16 protein-coding genes are annotated in these 14397 nt (G+C 62.9%); 13 read left to right on the top strand and 3 right to left on the bottom strand.

Translation table 11 applies throughout. The features are described 5' to 3' along the window. The first annotated feature begins 19 nt into the window (after nucleotides 1-19). The 9 genes from msbA to ACIQ36_RS02520 all read left to right on the top strand — a co-directional run bounded on the left by msbA (nucleotide 20) and on the right by ACIQ36_RS02520 (nucleotide 6971). Nucleotides 20-1792 carry a lipid A export permease/ATP-binding protein MsbA gene (gene msbA, locus ACIQ36_RS02560; protein WP_395825387.1) on the top strand — a complete coding sequence of 591 codons (1773 nt, stop codon included), beginning with the start codon at nucleotides 20-22 and terminating at the stop codon, nucleotides 1790-1792. Further along, a complete protein-coding gene (locus ACIQ36_RS02555) occupies nucleotides 1789-2523 on the top strand; it encodes a lysophospholipid acyltransferase family protein (protein ID WP_395825384.1) in 735 nt (244 codons plus the stop codon). Before msbA ends, ACIQ36_RS02555 begins: the two co-directional genes overlap by 4 nt. Before the next feature lie 3 nt (nucleotides 2524-2526). Beyond that, nucleotides 2527-3507, top strand: coding sequence for a tetraacyldisaccharide 4'-kinase (gene lpxK, locus ACIQ36_RS02550; protein ID WP_395825381.1), 981 nt, complete (start codon nucleotides 2527-2529; stop codon nucleotides 3505-3507). Then, entirely contained in the window at nucleotides 3504-4394 is an 891-nt protein-coding gene (locus ACIQ36_RS02545; protein ID WP_395825378.1) for a lysophospholipid acyltransferase family protein, read from the top strand. The genes lpxK and ACIQ36_RS02545 overlap by 4 nt, the downstream gene beginning before the upstream one ends. 112 nt (nucleotides 4395-4506) lie before the next feature. Beyond that, entirely contained in the window at nucleotides 4507-4860 is a 354-nt protein-coding gene (locus ACIQ36_RS02540; protein ID WP_395825375.1) for an AtpZ/AtpI family protein, read from the top strand. A gap of 5 nt (nucleotides 4861-4865) precedes the next feature. Then, nucleotides 4866-5594: a F0F1 ATP synthase subunit A gene (locus tag ACIQ36_RS02535; RefSeq protein ID WP_395825372.1), complete on the top strand. Its 729-nt coding sequence runs from the start codon at nucleotides 4866-4868 to the stop codon at nucleotides 5592-5594. 62 nt (nucleotides 5595-5656) lie between these two features. Then, complete coding sequence (locus tag ACIQ36_RS02530; RefSeq protein ID WP_045776850.1) at nucleotides 5657-5881, top strand: ATP synthase subunit C family protein; 225 nt, start codon at nucleotides 5657-5659, stop codon at nucleotides 5879-5881. An 89-nt stretch (nucleotides 5882-5970) separates the two neighbouring features. Further along, a complete protein-coding gene (locus tag ACIQ36_RS02525) occupies nucleotides 5971-6465 on the top strand; it encodes a F0F1 ATP synthase subunit B' (protein ID WP_395825369.1) in 495 nt (164 codons plus the stop codon). Further along, nucleotides 6465-6971, top strand: a complete 507-nt coding sequence (locus ACIQ36_RS02520; protein WP_395825366.1) for a F0F1 ATP synthase subunit B — start codon at nucleotides 6465-6467, stop codon at nucleotides 6969-6971. The genes ACIQ36_RS02525 and ACIQ36_RS02520 overlap by 1 nt, the downstream gene beginning before the upstream one ends. 101 nt (nucleotides 6972-7072) lie before the next feature. Here the strand turns inward: ACIQ36_RS02520 and ACIQ36_RS02515 are convergent, their stop codons facing one another. The 3 genes from ACIQ36_RS02515 to xth are packed head-to-tail and all read right to left on the bottom strand — an operon-like array spanning nucleotide 7073 to nucleotide 9553. Next, the gene (locus ACIQ36_RS02515) at nucleotides 7073-8266 is read right to left on the bottom strand and encodes a phosphoglycerate kinase (RefSeq protein WP_395825363.1); all 1194 of its coding nucleotides are present in this window, start codon (nucleotides 8264-8266) and stop codon (nucleotides 7073-7075) included. Between the two features lie 13 nt (nucleotides 8267-8279). After that, nucleotides 8280-8753: a hypothetical protein gene (locus tag ACIQ36_RS02510; RefSeq protein WP_395825361.1), complete on the bottom strand. Its 474-nt coding sequence runs from the start codon at nucleotides 8751-8753 to the stop codon at nucleotides 8280-8282. After that, on the bottom strand, nucleotides 8750-9553 hold the full coding sequence (xth, locus tag ACIQ36_RS02505) for an exodeoxyribonuclease III (protein WP_395825358.1): 804 nt from the start codon (nucleotides 9551-9553) through the stop codon (nucleotides 8750-8752). The genes ACIQ36_RS02510 and xth overlap by 4 nt, the downstream gene beginning before the upstream one ends. Nucleotides 9554-9824: 271 nt before the next feature. Here xth and gpmI point away from each other — a divergent pair, with 271 nt between their 5' ends. The 4 genes from gpmI to ACIQ36_RS02485 all read left to right on the top strand — a co-directional run. Further along, a complete protein-coding gene (gpmI, locus tag ACIQ36_RS02500; protein WP_395825355.1) occupies nucleotides 9825-11381 on the top strand; it encodes a 2,3-bisphosphoglycerate-independent phosphoglycerate mutase in 1557 nt (518 codons plus the stop codon). Nucleotide 11382: 1 nt separating this feature from the next. Then, nucleotides 11383-12618: a murein hydrolase activator EnvC family protein gene (locus tag ACIQ36_RS02495; protein ID WP_395825352.1), complete on the top strand. Its 1236-nt coding sequence runs from the start codon at nucleotides 11383-11385 to the stop codon at nucleotides 12616-12618. Between the two features lie 8 nt (nucleotides 12619-12626). After that, entirely contained in the window at nucleotides 12627-14033 is a 1407-nt protein-coding gene (locus tag ACIQ36_RS02490) for a S41 family peptidase (RefSeq protein WP_395825349.1), read from the top strand. A 35-nt stretch (nucleotides 14034-14068) separates the two neighbouring features. Then, the coding region (locus ACIQ36_RS02485) for a hypothetical protein (RefSeq protein ID WP_395825346.1) at nucleotides 14069-14397 on the top strand (329 nt) is incomplete at its 3' end.

Here is a 14397-nt window from a genome sequence, read left to right as displayed (position 1 = left end):
GTAAGAGAGCCTGCCCCCCGTGTCTGCAACCCGCCCCGCCCCGCAAACCAGCCGCGCGCTGCTGCTTCGCCTGATGCGCGAGCATGTGCGCCCTTACCTGCCGCGCTTCGCGCTGGCGGTGCTGATGATGATGCTGGTGGCGGGCACAACGGCGGCGCTGGCGAAGCTCATCCAGCCGGTGCTGGACGATGTGTTCACCAATAAAGACCGCAGCCTTTTGTGGGAAATCGGCGGGCTGATTCTGCTGACCTTTTTTGTCAAAGGGCTGGCGAGCTACGGCGAATCGGTGGTGATGAACACCACCGGGCAGCGGATTATCTCGGATATCCAGCAGCGGCTTTTTGCCCATGTGGTCCATGCCGATCTGGCGTTTTTCCACGGGCAGCCGACCGGCTCGCTGGTGAGCCGCTTCACCAACGACGTTGGGCTGATGCGCAATCTCGTCTCCTCCACGCTCACGGGTTTGGGGAAGGACGTGCTGGGCGTGATCTTCCTCGTCGCGGTGATGGTGCAGCAGGATTGGGTGTTGACGCTGGTCGCCTTTGTCGGTTTCCCGACCGCCATTCTCCCCATAGCCCGCCTGGGCAAGCGCATGCGCAAGGTGTCGGCCAATACTCAAGTGGAGATGGGGCAGTTCACGACCCTGCTCGAACAGGTGTTCATGGGCGCGCGCCATGTAAAATCCTATGCGATGGAGGAGTATGAGACGGGCCGCGCGGCGACGCTGATTAATCGGCTGCACCGCTTGATTGCCAAAGCTTCGCGCGTGCGGGCGATTTCGAGCCCGGTGATGGAAACCCTGGGCGGCGTTGCCATCGTCGCCGTCATCGTCTACGGCGGCAGTCAGGTGATCGACGGCACGCGCACCACGGGCACCTTCTTTAGCTTCATCACGGCGCTGCTGTTGGCCTATGAGCCGATCAAACGCCTCGCCAATCTGAATGTCTCGATGCAAGAGGGGCTGGCGGCGGCGGATCGGGTCTTTACCCTGATCGACACGCCCCCCGCCATTGCCGACGCCCCCGACGCGCCCGCGCTGGCGGTGCCGCGCGGCGAAGTGCGGTTCGAGGGCGTGCGCTTCCATTATGCCGATCCCGAAGCCTCGCAGCTCGACGGGCTCGATCTGGTGATTCCGGCGGGGCAGAAGGTGGCCTTGGTTGGCCCCTCGGGCGCGGGCAAATCCACCATCCTCAATCTCATTCCGCGCTTTTATGATGTGACGGCGGGGCGCATCCTTATCGACGGGCAGAACGTGCGCAGTGTAACGCTCGGCTCGCTGCGCCGCTCGATTGGTCTTGTCAGTCAAGAAGTCAGCCTGTTCGACGATAGCGTGCGCGCCAATATCGCCTATGGCCGCCCCGAGGCGAGCAAGGCTGAGATTATTCAGGCGGCGCGCGATGCGGCGGCCCATGAGTTCATCACCGAGCTTCCCCAAGGTTACGATACGGTGGTCGGTGAATTCGGCGTGAAACTGTCGGGCGGGCAGCGCCAGCGGCTGTCTATCGCCCGCGCGATGCTCAAGAACGCGCCGATTCTGCTGCTCGACGAGGCGACCAGCGCGCTCGATACCGAATCGGAACGGCTGGTGCAGGCGGCGCTCGACCGGTTGATGCAGGGGCGGACGGTGCTGGTGATCGCCCATCGCCTTTCGACAGTGGTCGATGCCGATCTTATTTATGTGCTGGAGCGCGGCAAAGTCGTAGAACGGGGCAGCCACACCGAGCTTCTGGCCCGGACGGGGCTTTATGCGCGCTTGCACGCGCTGCAATTCGCGGAGCCGGTGGCCGGATGAAGAAACTCGCTAAATCGGCCATGGTGCAACGGCTGCTTGTCAGCTTCGCCTTCGCCTATATCCGCTTCGTTTGGTGGACCAGCCGGGCCGAGCGCGATTGGCACCCGGAGGCCGATGCGCTGCTGAAGGCCGGACGGCCCTTTATCGCCGCCTTCTGGCATAGCCGCATTCTGCTGATGGCCTATCATTGGCCGCAAACCGGCGCTTTGGTGCATGTGCTGATCTCCCAACACCGCGACGGCGCGATGATCGCTCGGGCGGTGCGCCCGTTTGGGATCGAGGCGATTGCAGGTTCGTCTCGCCGGGGGGGTAAGGAGGCGCTGCATGAAATCGTGCGCCTGCTCGAAGCGGGAAAGATCGTCGCCATTACCCCAGACGGGCCGAAAGGGCCGCGCCAGCGGGCGAAATTCGGCGTTGCCTATGCGGCAATCACGGCGGGCGTGCCGGTCATCCCCATCACCTATAGCGTGAAGCGCCGGAAGCTGATGGGCAGTTGGGACCGGTTCGTCCTGGCCTTGCCGTTCAACCGCGTTTTGTTGCGGGCCGATGCGCCGATTTCGGTGGCGGGCCTCTCCATCGAGGCGGCGCGGGAGCGGATCGAAGCGGCGATGAATGCGCAACTGGAGGCGGTCGATACCCATTTCGGCTTCTCCCCCGTGCCGCCCGGCCCACCGCTTGAAATCGACGGGCGCTCGGATACGCCCCCCCCAGAAATGGCTTCTGGGGCCTAACCGATGCACGCGCCTGGCTTTTGGCAGCGGGACGGAGTTCTGCCCCGGCTGCTCGCCCCTCTTGCGGACCGTGTCGCGGCGGTAACGGCCCAGCGGCTCGCGGCAACGCCGGGCTTCAACCCCGGCTGTCCGGTTCTGTGCATCGGCAATCTCACCGTCGGCGGGCAGGGGAAAACGCCGACCGTGTTGGCGGTGGCCGAACGGTTGCAGGCGGCGGGGCGGCAGGTTTTTTGCCTCACGCGCGGCTATGGCGGCGCGCTACCGGGGCCGACCTGGGTCGATCCCGCTCAGCATACGGCGGCGGAGGTTGGGGACGAACCCCTGCTGCTCGCCGCGCTTGCGCCAACGATTATGGCGAAAGACCGCGCCCTCGGGGCCAAAGCCGCGCGGGCGGCAGGGGCGCAGATCATTGTTATGGACGATGGGTTTCAGAATCCGGCGGTCTGCAAAAGCCTATCGTTGATCGTCGTCGATGGGGCAACGGGCTTCGGGAATGGCCGCGTGCTACCCGCGGGTCCCCTGCGCGAGCCTATCGCTGCCGGGCTGGCGCGGGCGCAGGGCGTGGTTTGCGTTGGCCCCGACAGGGTGGGGCTGGAAAAGCTGCTTCCCCCCGGTCTGCCGCTGCTGAGCGCCACGCTGCAACCGACGCCGGAGGATGCAGCGCGCTGGCGCGGGCAAAAGCTTGTGGCCTTCGCCGGAATTGGCCGCCCGCAGAAATTCTTCGAAACGCTGGAAGCCCTGGGGGCCGAGCTTGTCGGCACCCGCGCTTTTGCCGATCATCGGCCCTACCGGGCAACCGATCTTGCCGCTTTGCGCCAACAGGCGGCGCGGGAGGGGGCGACGCTGATAACGACATCTAAAGATTGGGCGCGCTTGCCGTTTACCGACCGGGCGGGCATTGCAACCTTGCCCGTGCGCCTTGTGTTCGAGGACGGGGCCGTGCTCGACGGGTTGCTCGCGCCGTATCTGGAGCCCAGCCTATGAGCCGCTCGCGTCTACGCCATCTTCTGCAAGATCCGCTGGAAGCAGGCTTAGCCTGGGGCTTGTATGGGCTGCTGCGGGCCTTGCCGCTCGATATGGCCTCCGGTCTCGGCGGCGGGCTGGCGCGGGCCGTGGGGCCGTGGCTACCGGTGCATCGGGTGGCGGAGCGGAACCTGGACATCGCCTTTCCCAACCTGCCCGCGCCGGAGCGTCGCCGCCTGCTGCGCGATGCGTGGGACAATCTCGGGCGCACGCTGTTCGAATATCCCCATCTCACCCAGATCATGGCCGAGCGGGTGGAGATTATCGGCGGTGAGCATCTGGCCGCGTTTCGGGACGATGGCCGCCCCGGAATCGCCTTTTCCGGTCATCTCGCCAATTGGGAAATTCTCCCTGCCGCCGCCGGGGTGGCGGGGGTGCCGCTCACCAATGTGTATCGCGCGCCGAATAACCCCAAAATCGATGCGATCATTCGTCACGCCCGCCGCCTCAGCGGCCCGCATCTGGTGCCAAAGGGCGCGCCGGGGGCCAGGATTCTGCTGAAAGCGCTGAAAAGCGGGGCGCATTTAGGGCTTCTGGTCGATCAAAAAATGAACGACGGCATTTCGGTGCCCTTCTTCGGCGAAGCTGCGATGACGGCCTCGGCTTTGGCCGATCTGGCGTTGCGCTTCAAAACGCCGCTGCTGGCGGCCCAGCCGATCCGGCTGACGGGCGCGCGGTTTCGCTTGATTATCAGTCCCTTGATCGAGCCCGAAACCCTTGCGGACGGCCAAACCGGCCTTTTGGCGCAGCAGGCTTTCATGGGCGCGATCAACCGGCAGCTTGAAGCGTGGATCCGCGCGAATCCGGCGCAATGGCTCTGGTTTCATCGCCGATGGCCGAAATCTTAACCAAACCCCGCCTTTCGGCCCCCCTTATTCTTGACAGGGGGCGGGGGTCTTTTTATGGTGCGGCGCAATTTGCCGGTTCGCTTGAACCGGGCGATCAAGAAAGGCCGTGCCTATGACCGGGCCTCACGAGGGGGAAGACACGCGCGACGATGCGTTCGCGCAGCGCCTCGCCTCCTTGGAAGCCGAGCGGCAGGGGAAACCCGCCGCGAAAGGGACGGGCAAGGGCGACTTAGGCGTTGGCGCGCGGGTCGGGGTCGATCTCGTGTCAGGGGTTCTCTTAGGGGCCGGTCTCGGGTATGGGATCGATCTCTATGCCGGAACCAAGCCGTGGGGCTTGATCGTCTGCTTCATGTTGGGCGCGGCAGCCGGGTTTTTGAATGTGTATCGGTTTCTGAATGGGCAGGATGCGGGCGTCGGTTATCGGCGCAAGACTCCCGATCAGCAACCGCCGAAGCGAGAGGAATAGGCATCGTGGCAGGTCCGCTGGCGCAATTTGAAGTCCATTCTATCGGCCCGGAACTCTCGCTGGCCGGCTTCAATGTGCCGTTCAACAATTCCGCGCTGTGGATGGTGATTGCCGTCGTCGTGGCAACGGGCTTGATGATCGCTGCTACGGCGCGTCAGGCAGTTATCCCCGGTCGACTTCAGTCCCTGGCCGAAGTGCTGCATGGGTTCGTCGCCAATATGGTGCGCGAGAATGCGGGCCAGGAAGGGATGAAATATTTCCCCTTCGTCTTCTCGCTGTTCATCTTCGTGCTGTTCGGCAATCTGCTGGGCATGATCCCCTTCAGCTTTACCTTCACCAGCCACATCATTGTTACCTTCGGCCTTGCGGCGACGGTTTTTGTGGTGGTGACGGTGATTGCGCTGATGCGCCATGGCCTGCACTTCTTCAGCTTCTTCCTGCCCCATGGCACCCCTTGGTGGATGGCGATTATCGTTATCCCCATCGAAGTCCTCTCCTATTTCGCCCGCCCCGTGAGCCTGTCCATTCGTTTGTTCGCCAATATGATGGCGGGCCATACGATGCTTAAAGTGTTCGGCGGGTTCGCTGTGTCGTTGGGGATCATTGGCGGTCTTGCGCCCTTGGCGCTGATCGTCGCCCTCACCGGCTTTGAAATTCTGGTCGCGTTGCTGCAAGCCTATGTGTTCAGCATCCTGACCTGCCTCTATCTCAAGGACGCGATCGAGCTTCACTAAGCCCGGCCAACTTCTGAGACTGTTTTCAACACCACCACTTAGTTACCGCGAAGGATCCTAACATGGACGCTCAAGCCGCCAAGTTCATCGGTGCCGGTCTCGCCGTTATCGCCCTTTTTGGCGTCGGCATCGGCCTTGGCAACATCTTCTCGACGCTGATTGCTTCGATCGCCCGTAACCCGGCCGTCGAATCCAACCTGCGTAGCGTTGGTATCCTTGGCTTCGCACTGACGGAAGCCGTGGCGCTCTTCGCGCTGCTGATCGCCTTCCTGATCCTATTCTCGTAAGCCTTATCCGTGCATTCTGGGCGCGCTTCCCTTAGGGGAGGGGCGCCCTTCGGGTTCCCGGAATCGGGCACCCAAGATCGGGGACTCCAATGCCACAACTGAACCCCGGCGTTTTCTCGATGCAGCTTTTCTGGCTGGCAATCACTTTTGGCCTTCTGCTTGTGCTGATGGCGAAAGTGGCCCTGCCCCGGTTAAGCCGTATTCTGGACGCCCGCAGCAGCCGCATCGACGGTGACATCGCCGCTGCCAAGGCAGCCCGGGCGAGCGCTGAAGAGCTTCAGGCCGCTGTGCAGAAACAATTAGCCGACGCGAAAGCTTCGGCGGCGGCCACGCTGAAAGCGGTGCAGGATTCTGTTTCGGCGGAAGCCAAGCTGCGCGAAAGCGAATTGGTGCAAAAACTGACGGCGGAAACGGCGTCGGCAGAAGCCCGGATTGATGCTGCTAAGTCTGCCGCGCTCGCAAATGTGCGCTCGGTTGCGTCCGAGGTTGCCCAAGCGGCGGCCTCCAAGCTGCTGAACGTTGCGGTGAGCGACGCGGACGCAACGGCGGCCGTTGCCGCAACGGCGCAAGGAGGGCATGCCTAATGGCTACCGAACCTACCGGCGGGCTGCTCCAAGATCCGAATACTTGGGTTGCGATTGGCTTTGTCGTCTTCGTTGCCTTCGCGGGCAAGAAGCTGTGGACGGCCCTTGGTGGCATTCTCGACACGCACGCCGCAACGGTAAAACGTCAGATCGACGAAGCCTCCGCCCTTCGCAAAGAAGCCGAAACGCTTCTAGTCGAAGCGAAGGCTCAAGCCGATAAGGCGAAGGCCGACGCGGCACAACTCACGGCGGATGCCCATGCCGCCGCCGAGCGCCTGAAGGTCGAACTTCAGGCCGAGTTGGAAGCAACGCTGGCGCGCCGTCAAAAAGCCGCGCTCGACAAAATCGCGCAAGCCGAAGCCTCGGCTTTGGCCGACGTGAAGAATGAGACGATCCGCATTGCCATTCAGGCAACCGGTGCCTTGCTGGCGGCGAATGCCACCGGCGATGCGGCGGCGCGGCTCGTTGATCAAGCGATTGCCGATCTGCCGAACCGGTTGAACTAATCGGGCGGTTTGAAAGACTAAAAAAAACCCCGGTTCGGAAGAGCCGGGGTTTTTGTTTTGAGAGATTTTAAGGACGGGGCCGAAGCCCCACCCCCGAAGGGTTAAATTTCCAGTGCGGCGACGCCCGGAAGGGTTTTGCCTTCCAGCCATTCGAGGAACGCGCCGCCTGCGGTGGAAATATAGGTGAACTTCTCCACCACACCGGCAGCGCCAAGGGCCGCTACCGTATCACCGCCACCCGCCACCGAGATGAGCTTTCCGGCCTGGGTCAGTTCGGCAGCAGCTTGGGCGAGTAGGACCGTCCCAGCGTCGAAGGGCGGAATTTCGAAGGCACCCGCCGGGCCGTTCCAAACCAGGGTCGAGGCGGCTTCAAAAGCTTTGCGGGCTTCGGTGACGCTGGCGGGGCCGATATCGAGGGCCATTTTGCCATCGGGGATCGCGCCCGAAGCGACAATGTCGAAAGCGGCACCAGCTTTAAACTCTGACGCCACGGCAAGATCGACCGGCAGAATGATTTTGCAGCCCACCGTCGCGGCTTTCGCCAGGATCGACCGGGCCGTTTCGGCCATCTCTTTTTCGCACAGGGAGGCCCCAACCGGGTGGCCTTGGGCATAAAGGAAGGTATTCGCCATCGCCCCGCCGATCACCAGCGCACCGACGCGGGTGACGAGATTGGTGAGAATATCGAGCTTGGTCGAAACCTTCGCGCCGCCAACCATGGCGACGGTCTTTGCCTGCTCGCCGCCGCCGAGGGCCTTGGTCAGCGCCTCAAGCTCGGCCTGCATCAAGCGCCCGGCGACGGCGGGGAGCTTGCTGGCAAGCCCTGCCGTGGAGGCGTGGGCACGGTGGGCCGCCGAAAAAGCATCATTCACCCAAAGATCGCCCAAGGCGGCAAGGGCGTCGACAAACGCCGGATCGTTCTTTTCCTCACCCGCGTGGAAGCGCAGATTTTCGAGCAGCAGCACACTGCCCGGCTGAAGGGCCGCCACGGCAGCTTCGGCTTTCGGGCCGATGCAATCCTCGGCAAACGCCACCGGACGCCCGCCCAAGGCTTTGGCCAGGGGACCAACGAGGTGCGACAGGCTGTTTTCGGTATCCGGCCCTTTCGGACGCCCAAAATGGGAGAGCACAATCACCTTCGCGCCCTTATCGGCCAGTTCGGCGAGGGTGATCGCGGCACGCTCGATGCGCGTGGCATCGGTCACGACCCCGTCTTTCATCGGGACATTGAGATCGACGCGCACGAGAACGCGCTTGCCCCCAACCTCAACCTGATCGAGTGACCGAAATGCCATAGCCGTTTCCTTTCTAATAAATGCGCAAAGCCAGCAAATTGGCCTGCGTAATCGCGTTCATCGTCAATTGATTGGCTTTCGCCGCCACATGGGCACGGCGAACGATGGTGACGAAGTCCTCCAGGCGCGAATCGAAGGTAATTTCGCGCGTGCCCGATTTCACCGTGAGTTCCATCCAACCGTTCAGCCGGTCGCGGCGCAAGGAATAGTAATTGAGGTTGAAGCGCGACAGTTCGGTCCAACGGAACGAGACCGTATGGAGGCCGCGCATGAAAATGCCTTCGTCGTCAATCCCGACAACCGTGCGGTGCCGGATATAGGTTTGGGCGACGAAATAGAAACAGAGCAACCCGATGGAGCCCAACATCATGGCAATCGGCCAATCGGGGCGCACGAACGCAATGGGGGCGATCGTTGCGACCATCCCTAGCCCGGCTCGGATATAATCGCCGTAGAGCGCGCGAATGTCGTAGCGATGAAGACTCACGCGGGCACCGTTAGACGCACGAGAACGGGAACATGGTCGGAGGCTTTCTCCACCCCGCGCCAGGGGCGCTGAATGTCGGTCGAGTGCAGCCGATCTTTGAGGGGCGGCGTAACCCACACATGATCCAATCGCCGCCCCTTATCGGCAAGGTCCCAATCCTTGGCGCGGTACGACCACCATGAATAGAGCTTTTGGTCGGCGGGCACGAAATGGCGGACAGCATCGGTCCACTGCAGTCCGTTTTGCCACGCGGCCATGCGGTCCACTTCAATTGGCGTGTGGCTCACCACATCCAAAAGCTTCTTGTGCGACCAAACATCATGCTCCAGCGGGGCAATATTGAGGTCGCCGACCAGCATCATCGGATGATCGGGGCTACGGTTCTGCGCGAACCAATCGGTCACTTCGTCCAAGAAACGCAGCTTATGGGCGAATTTATCGTTCTGTTCGGGGTCGGGAATATCGCCGCCCGCCGGAACATAGAAATTATGCAGCTCAATCCCGGCCACTTCGGCGGAAACATGCCGGCTATCGGTCCGCTCGCACCAATCCAGCATTTGGGTGCGGGTGAGTGGCAGGCGCGAGAGAATGGCAACGCCGTTATAGGCTTTCATGCCCTTGACCGCCTGATAGGGATAGCCTGCCTGGGTAAAGGCGGCCCCAGGAAAAAACGCATCCTCGGTTTTAATCTCCTGCAAACACAGAACATCGGGCGCGGATTCGGCCAAAAACCGCAGGACGGTTTCAAGGCGTAAGCGCACGGAGTTGATGTTCCAGGTTGCAACGGTCAGCGTGGTCATGGGGCAGTCCGGCAGAAGGTCAGCGGGCGAGCGCAAAGAGAGAAGCGGGACATAGCACACCAATGGTGCGTAAGCCCGTGATCTTTAAGGAACCTATGCCCAGCATACGGCCTACCCCCAATGCGGGATTGTCGAGACGCTAAAAACACCTCTTTATGGCGCGTTGCACCGCATCCGTCCATAGCGGTGAGCGCGTTTTGCTCTTATATAGAGGCAGATACTGCGCGGGGCCGCCGCCCTACCTGTACCTTTTGCCAGAAGGAAGCCGAATATGTCCCAGCGCCCTGTGATCCTGTGCATTCTCGACGGCTGGGGCCTGCGGTCCGATCTTGATAATAACGCGATTGCCCAGGCCAATACGCCGACCTTCGACCGGCTGATGCAAACGTGCCCGACCGGGCGTCTGAATGCCTCCGAGCGGTTCGTTGGGTTGCCGGAAGGCCAGATGGGCAATTCCGAAGTGGGGCACATGAACCTGGGCGCGGGCCGCATCGTCGTGCCGGACCTGCCGCGCATCGATAATGCTTTGCTCGATGGTTCTTTGGCGGCAAAACCCGGCCTTCATCAGTTCATTGCGACTCTGAAAGCCTCGGGCGGCACGGCGCATCTGCTGGGGCTGATGTCTGACGGTGGGGTGCACAGCCATCAAGATCATATCGTCGGCGTTGCCAAGCTGATCGCGGCCCAGGGCGTGCCGGTTATCGTCCACGCCTTCACCGATGGCCGCGATACGCCGCCGCAGAGCGCGTTGGGCTTTTTGAGCCAAGTCGAAGCCGCCCTTGGCGGCGTTCCGGGTGTGCGGTTCGGAACCCTCAGCGGGCGCTTCTTCGCGATGGACCGCGATAAGCGCTGGGATCGGGTCGAAGCCGCCTATCAGGCCATCGTTTCGGCGCAAGGCAAAATGGCCGAGAGCCCGAAAGCGGCAATCGAAGCTTCCTATGCGGTGGGCGAATTAGACGAGTTCTTGCAACCGACCGTGATCGGGGCTTATGCCGGCATGGCCGACGGTGACGGGCTCATGATGGTCAATTTCCGCGCCGACCGGGCGCGCGAGTTGCTGACAGCGCTGGTCGATCCAGCCTTCGACGGGTTCGCGCGCAGCCGGATGCCAAATTTCACGGCGACCCTCGGCATGGTCGAATATTCGAGCGCGCTGAACCCGTTTTTCCCGGCGCTGTTTCCGCCCGAAGATATTCCCGACACGTTCGGCGAAGTTCTGGCGAAGGCGGGCAAGACGCAGTTGCGCATCGCCGAGACCGAGAAATACGCCCACGTCACTTTCTTTTTCAACGGCGGTGTTGAAACCGTGTTTCCGGGTGAAGAGCGCATTCTCGTGCCAAGCCCCAAGGTAAAAACTTACGATCTTCAGCCCGCCATGTCGGCGGTAGAAGTCACCGATAAGCTGGTCGCGGCGATTGAAAGCGGCACCTTCGACGCCATCGTCGTGAACTACGCCAATACCGATATGGTCGGCCATTCCGGTATTCTGAGCGCGGCGATTGAAGCGGTTGAAACCGTCGACGCCTGCCTTGCCCGCCTGGAAGCCGCCGTGCGCACAGCCGGGGGGGCGATGCTGATCACCGCCGACCACGGCAATGCCGAACAGATGATTGACCCAATCACGCGGGAGCCGCACACGGCCCACACGCTCAATCTGGTGCCGACGATCCTCGTCAACGGCCCCGCATCGGTCAAAAGCCTGCGCGAAGGCGCGCTCGCCGACGTTGCTCCAACGCTGCTCGCGTTGATCGGCCTGCCGCAACCCGCCGTCATGACAGGCACGAGCCTGCTGTCCGATGTCGCCTCGGCCCAGGCAGCGGCGGAGTAGCATGACCGGGCGGCGGGGCCGATCGGGATGGGGCCGGGCGGGGGCGGTTGTGGCCCTTACGCTGGCTCTCGCTCTGCCTACGGCCGCCCAGCAACGCAGCGCCGAAGAGCAAAAGGCGCAGGAGCTTCGGCGGATCGAAAGCGAGCTTGCCGCGACCCGCGCCAAGCAGCAGCAGTTAGCCCAGCAACAGAAGGCAATCCAGGCCGAGGTCGAGCAGTTACGCGCCCAACTCACCGTCTCGGGTCGGTCCGCCAGCGAGAATGAAAAGGCGCTGACCGACCTTGAAGGCGCACTGCGCGATCTCGAAACCGACGCCGAAGACAAGCGCGTCACGATTGCGCTCCGCCGGGCCGAACTGGTGGAACTGCTCGCAACCAGCCAGCGGCTTGCGCAGTTTCCCCCGGTGGCGATGCTAATGCAGCCGGGCGACCCGCAGGACGCCATCCGCGCCGGACTGATTATCGGCGGCACCGTTCCGGCGGTTCAGGAGCGGTTGCAAGTCTTGCGCGGCGAGTTGGACGAGTTGGCGAAGGTGGATGATACTATCCGCCGCCAGCGCGACCGGGTTTCGGCGCAGGTGCGCGGCCTTGCGCAGGAGCGCACGCAAATCGCCGCCCTACTAAAGCGTAAAGAGGCGCTGGAAGAACAGCTTGATACCGAAGCCGATAAATCCGGCGCAAAGTTAAAGCAGCTTGCCGGGTCGGCGAAAGATCTGCGCGATCTGCTGGAAAAACTCATCGCCGACCGCCAGGCCGACGAGCGCCGCCGGGCCGAAGAAGCGGGCCGAACCGCCGTGCGGCGCGAGCAGGCGGCAGGCAATATCGATCTCGGTGATGCGCTTATCACACCTAAGGCCGGGCGCACGTTGCCAGTGAGCGGCAAAATCACCGGGGCCTATGGTCAGGCGACCGATGTGGGGGCTACGTCGCGCGGCCTTTCCATCGAAACCCGCAAGGGTGCCCTTGTTTTGTCACCGGCGGCAGGCAAGATCATTTTCTCCGGCCCCTTCCGGGGGTACGGGCTGATCTTGATTGTGGAACATAGGGATGGCTATCATAGCTTGCTTGCCGGTTTAGGCCGACTCGATGCGACCGTTGGGCGCGCGGTCGATCCGGGTGAGCCGATTGGGGCTATGGGTGAGGGTGGCGACCATGCGCCGGTGCTCTATTTCGAACTGCGTCGCCAAGGGCTGACTTTGAACCCCCAGACCTGGGTTTCGGCGCAACGAGCCAATTAGGAGTGGTAATGGAACGACCTGGCCCCCTTTCTTCCGTCCCGCAAACGCCAGCGGCCCCGTCGCGGCTGCGCTATCTTGCGCGCGGTGCCGCCATCGGGCTGCTGATCGGCGCGGGCGTGGTGATCGGTCAGGCGATCAGCATCCCCGAGACTTTGGCGCAAACCAAAACGTCCGACACTTACCGGCAGCTTGATCTGTTCAGCCAGGTCTTCGAGCGTATTCGTGCCGATTATGTGGAAAAGGTTTCGGATCAAGCGCTGATTGAAGCCGCCATCAACGGTATGCTCACCTCGCTCGACCCGCACTCCTCCTACATGACCCCCAAGAGCTTCGAGGAAATGCAGGTCCAGACCAGCGGTGAGTTTGGCGGTTTGGGCCTTGAAGTCAGCCAAGATCAGGGCGTTATCAAAGTCGTCTCCCCCATCGACGATACCCCCGCCAGCAAGGCCGGGCTGAAGCCGAACGATCTGATCACCCATATCAATGGCGAAGCGGTTCTGGGGCTGACGCTGCAAGAATCGGTCGAAAAGATGCGCGGGCCGGTCAATAGCGACGTGCGCCTGACCATCCGCCGCGAGGGCCGCGATGCCTTCGACGTGACCCTGACCCGCGCCATCATCAAGGTCGAGAGCGTGCGCTCGCGGCTTGAGGGTGACGATATCGGCTATCTGCGCATCACCAGCTTCACCCAGCAGAGCGATGCGGGTGTGCAGGCGGCGATGAAGAAGTTCAAGGAACAGGCCGGCTCGAAGCTCAAGGGGATTGTGCTCGACCTGCGCCGCAACCCCGGCGGTTTGCTCGATCAGGCCGTTGCGGTTTCCGATGAGTTTTTGGAGCAGGGGGAAATCACCTCCACCTCCAGCCCGCGCCGCCCGGAAGGCGCAACCCGCTTCAACGCCAAACCCGGCGATCTCGCGGGTGGCCTGCCGATGGTTGTGCTGATCGACGATGGCTCGGCCTCCGCGTCGGAAATCGTCGCGGGTGCACTGCAAGACCATAAGCGCGCGGTGATTATGGGCCAAAAATCCTTCGGGAAGGGCTCGGTGCAAACCGTAACGCGCCTTGGCCCCGGTAATGGCGGGATTCGCCTCACGACGGCGCTTTACTACACGCCGTCGGGCCGCTCGATCCAGGCGAAGGGCATTGAGCCGGATATTATTGTTCCCTTGGCGCGCGTCGAAACGCTGAACGCAGGCGAGCGCCGCAGCGAAGCGGCCTTGCGCGGGGCGATCCGCAATCCGAACGAGCGGGCCAATCCCAACGCCCCGGGCACGGTTGCCCCCGCCGCCCCGACCCCCGCCGCCAATGGCGAGCCCGCCCCGCTGGTTTTGGGCTCGTCCGACGATTATCAACTCGCCCGCGCCGTCGATCTCATTCGCGGTATTTCGCTTTACGTCAACCGCGTGCCGAACTGAGCCGCGTCTCCAGCAGCAGAGGTATTGCGCCCGCCATGACCAGCATGACCGATCCTCGCGGCTCGCCCCAGAACCGGGGCGGCGGCATTCTCGCCGCCGCTTGGCTGCTTGTGATAGCCCTTTTCGCCGGAATGGGGGCGTGGGTTTTCGCCGTGACGCGCGGGGTCGATGCGCCCCCGCCCGCGCGCACCGTTGCCGCGGCCACGCTGGCACTGCCTGCGGCCAAACCGCAGCCGACCCCGACCGCGGCAACCGCTCCTTCGGTCGCGCAAACCGCCCCGGCGGTCGCGCCCTCCAGCCCGGTTGCCGCTAAGCCTCCGGTGGTCGCGGCCAAGCCCGACCCCGCGCCGGTGTTCCAATCACC

This window comes from Elstera sp. (genome assembly GCF_044372965.1).
Classification (GTDB): Bacteria; Pseudomonadota; Alphaproteobacteria; order Elsterales; family Elsteraceae; genus Elstera.
This window is presented reverse-complemented; position numbering and strand designations above follow the sequence as displayed.

What these genes read in the sequence shown, in the direction of transcription:
- ACIQ36_RS02555 (WP_395825384.1), top strand. Translation starts at nt 1,789, where the DNA reads ATGAAGAAACTCGCTAAATCGGCCATGGTGCAACGGCTGCTTGTCAGC.
- lpxK (WP_395825381.1), top strand. Translation starts at nt 2,527, where the DNA reads ATGCACGCGCCTGGCTTTTGGCAGCGGGACGGAGTTCTGCCCCGGCTG.
- ACIQ36_RS02495 (WP_395825352.1), top strand. Translation starts at nt 11,383, where the DNA reads ATGACCGGGCGGCGGGGCCGATCGGGATGGGGCCGGGCGGGGGCGGTT.
- ACIQ36_RS02545 (WP_395825378.1), top strand. Translation starts at nt 3,504, where the DNA reads ATGAGCCGCTCGCGTCTACGCCATCTTCTGCAAGATCCGCTGGAAGCA.
- ACIQ36_RS02525 (WP_395825369.1), top strand. Translation starts at nt 5,971, where the DNA reads ATGCCACAACTGAACCCCGGCGTTTTCTCGATGCAGCTTTTCTGGCTG.
- ACIQ36_RS02520 (WP_395825366.1), top strand. Translation starts at nt 6,465, where the DNA reads ATGGCTACCGAACCTACCGGCGGGCTGCTCCAAGATCCGAATACTTGG.
- xth (WP_395825358.1), bottom strand. Translation starts at nt 9,553, where the DNA reads ATGACCACGCTGACCGTTGCAACCTGGAACATCAACTCCGTGCGCTTA.
- ACIQ36_RS02515 (WP_395825363.1), bottom strand. Translation starts at nt 8,266, where the DNA reads ATGGCATTTCGGTCACTCGATCAGGTTGAGGTTGGGGGCAAGCGCGTT.
- ACIQ36_RS02540 (WP_395825375.1), top strand. Translation starts at nt 4,507, where the DNA reads ATGACCGGGCCTCACGAGGGGGAAGACACGCGCGACGATGCGTTCGCG.
- ACIQ36_RS02530 (WP_045776850.1), top strand. Translation starts at nt 5,657, where the DNA reads ATGGACGCTCAAGCCGCCAAGTTCATCGGTGCCGGTCTCGCCGTTATC.
- ACIQ36_RS02490 (WP_395825349.1), top strand. Translation starts at nt 12,627, where the DNA reads ATGGAACGACCTGGCCCCCTTTCTTCCGTCCCGCAAACGCCAGCGGCC.
- gpmI (WP_395825355.1), top strand. Translation starts at nt 9,825, where the DNA reads ATGTCCCAGCGCCCTGTGATCCTGTGCATTCTCGACGGCTGGGGCCTG.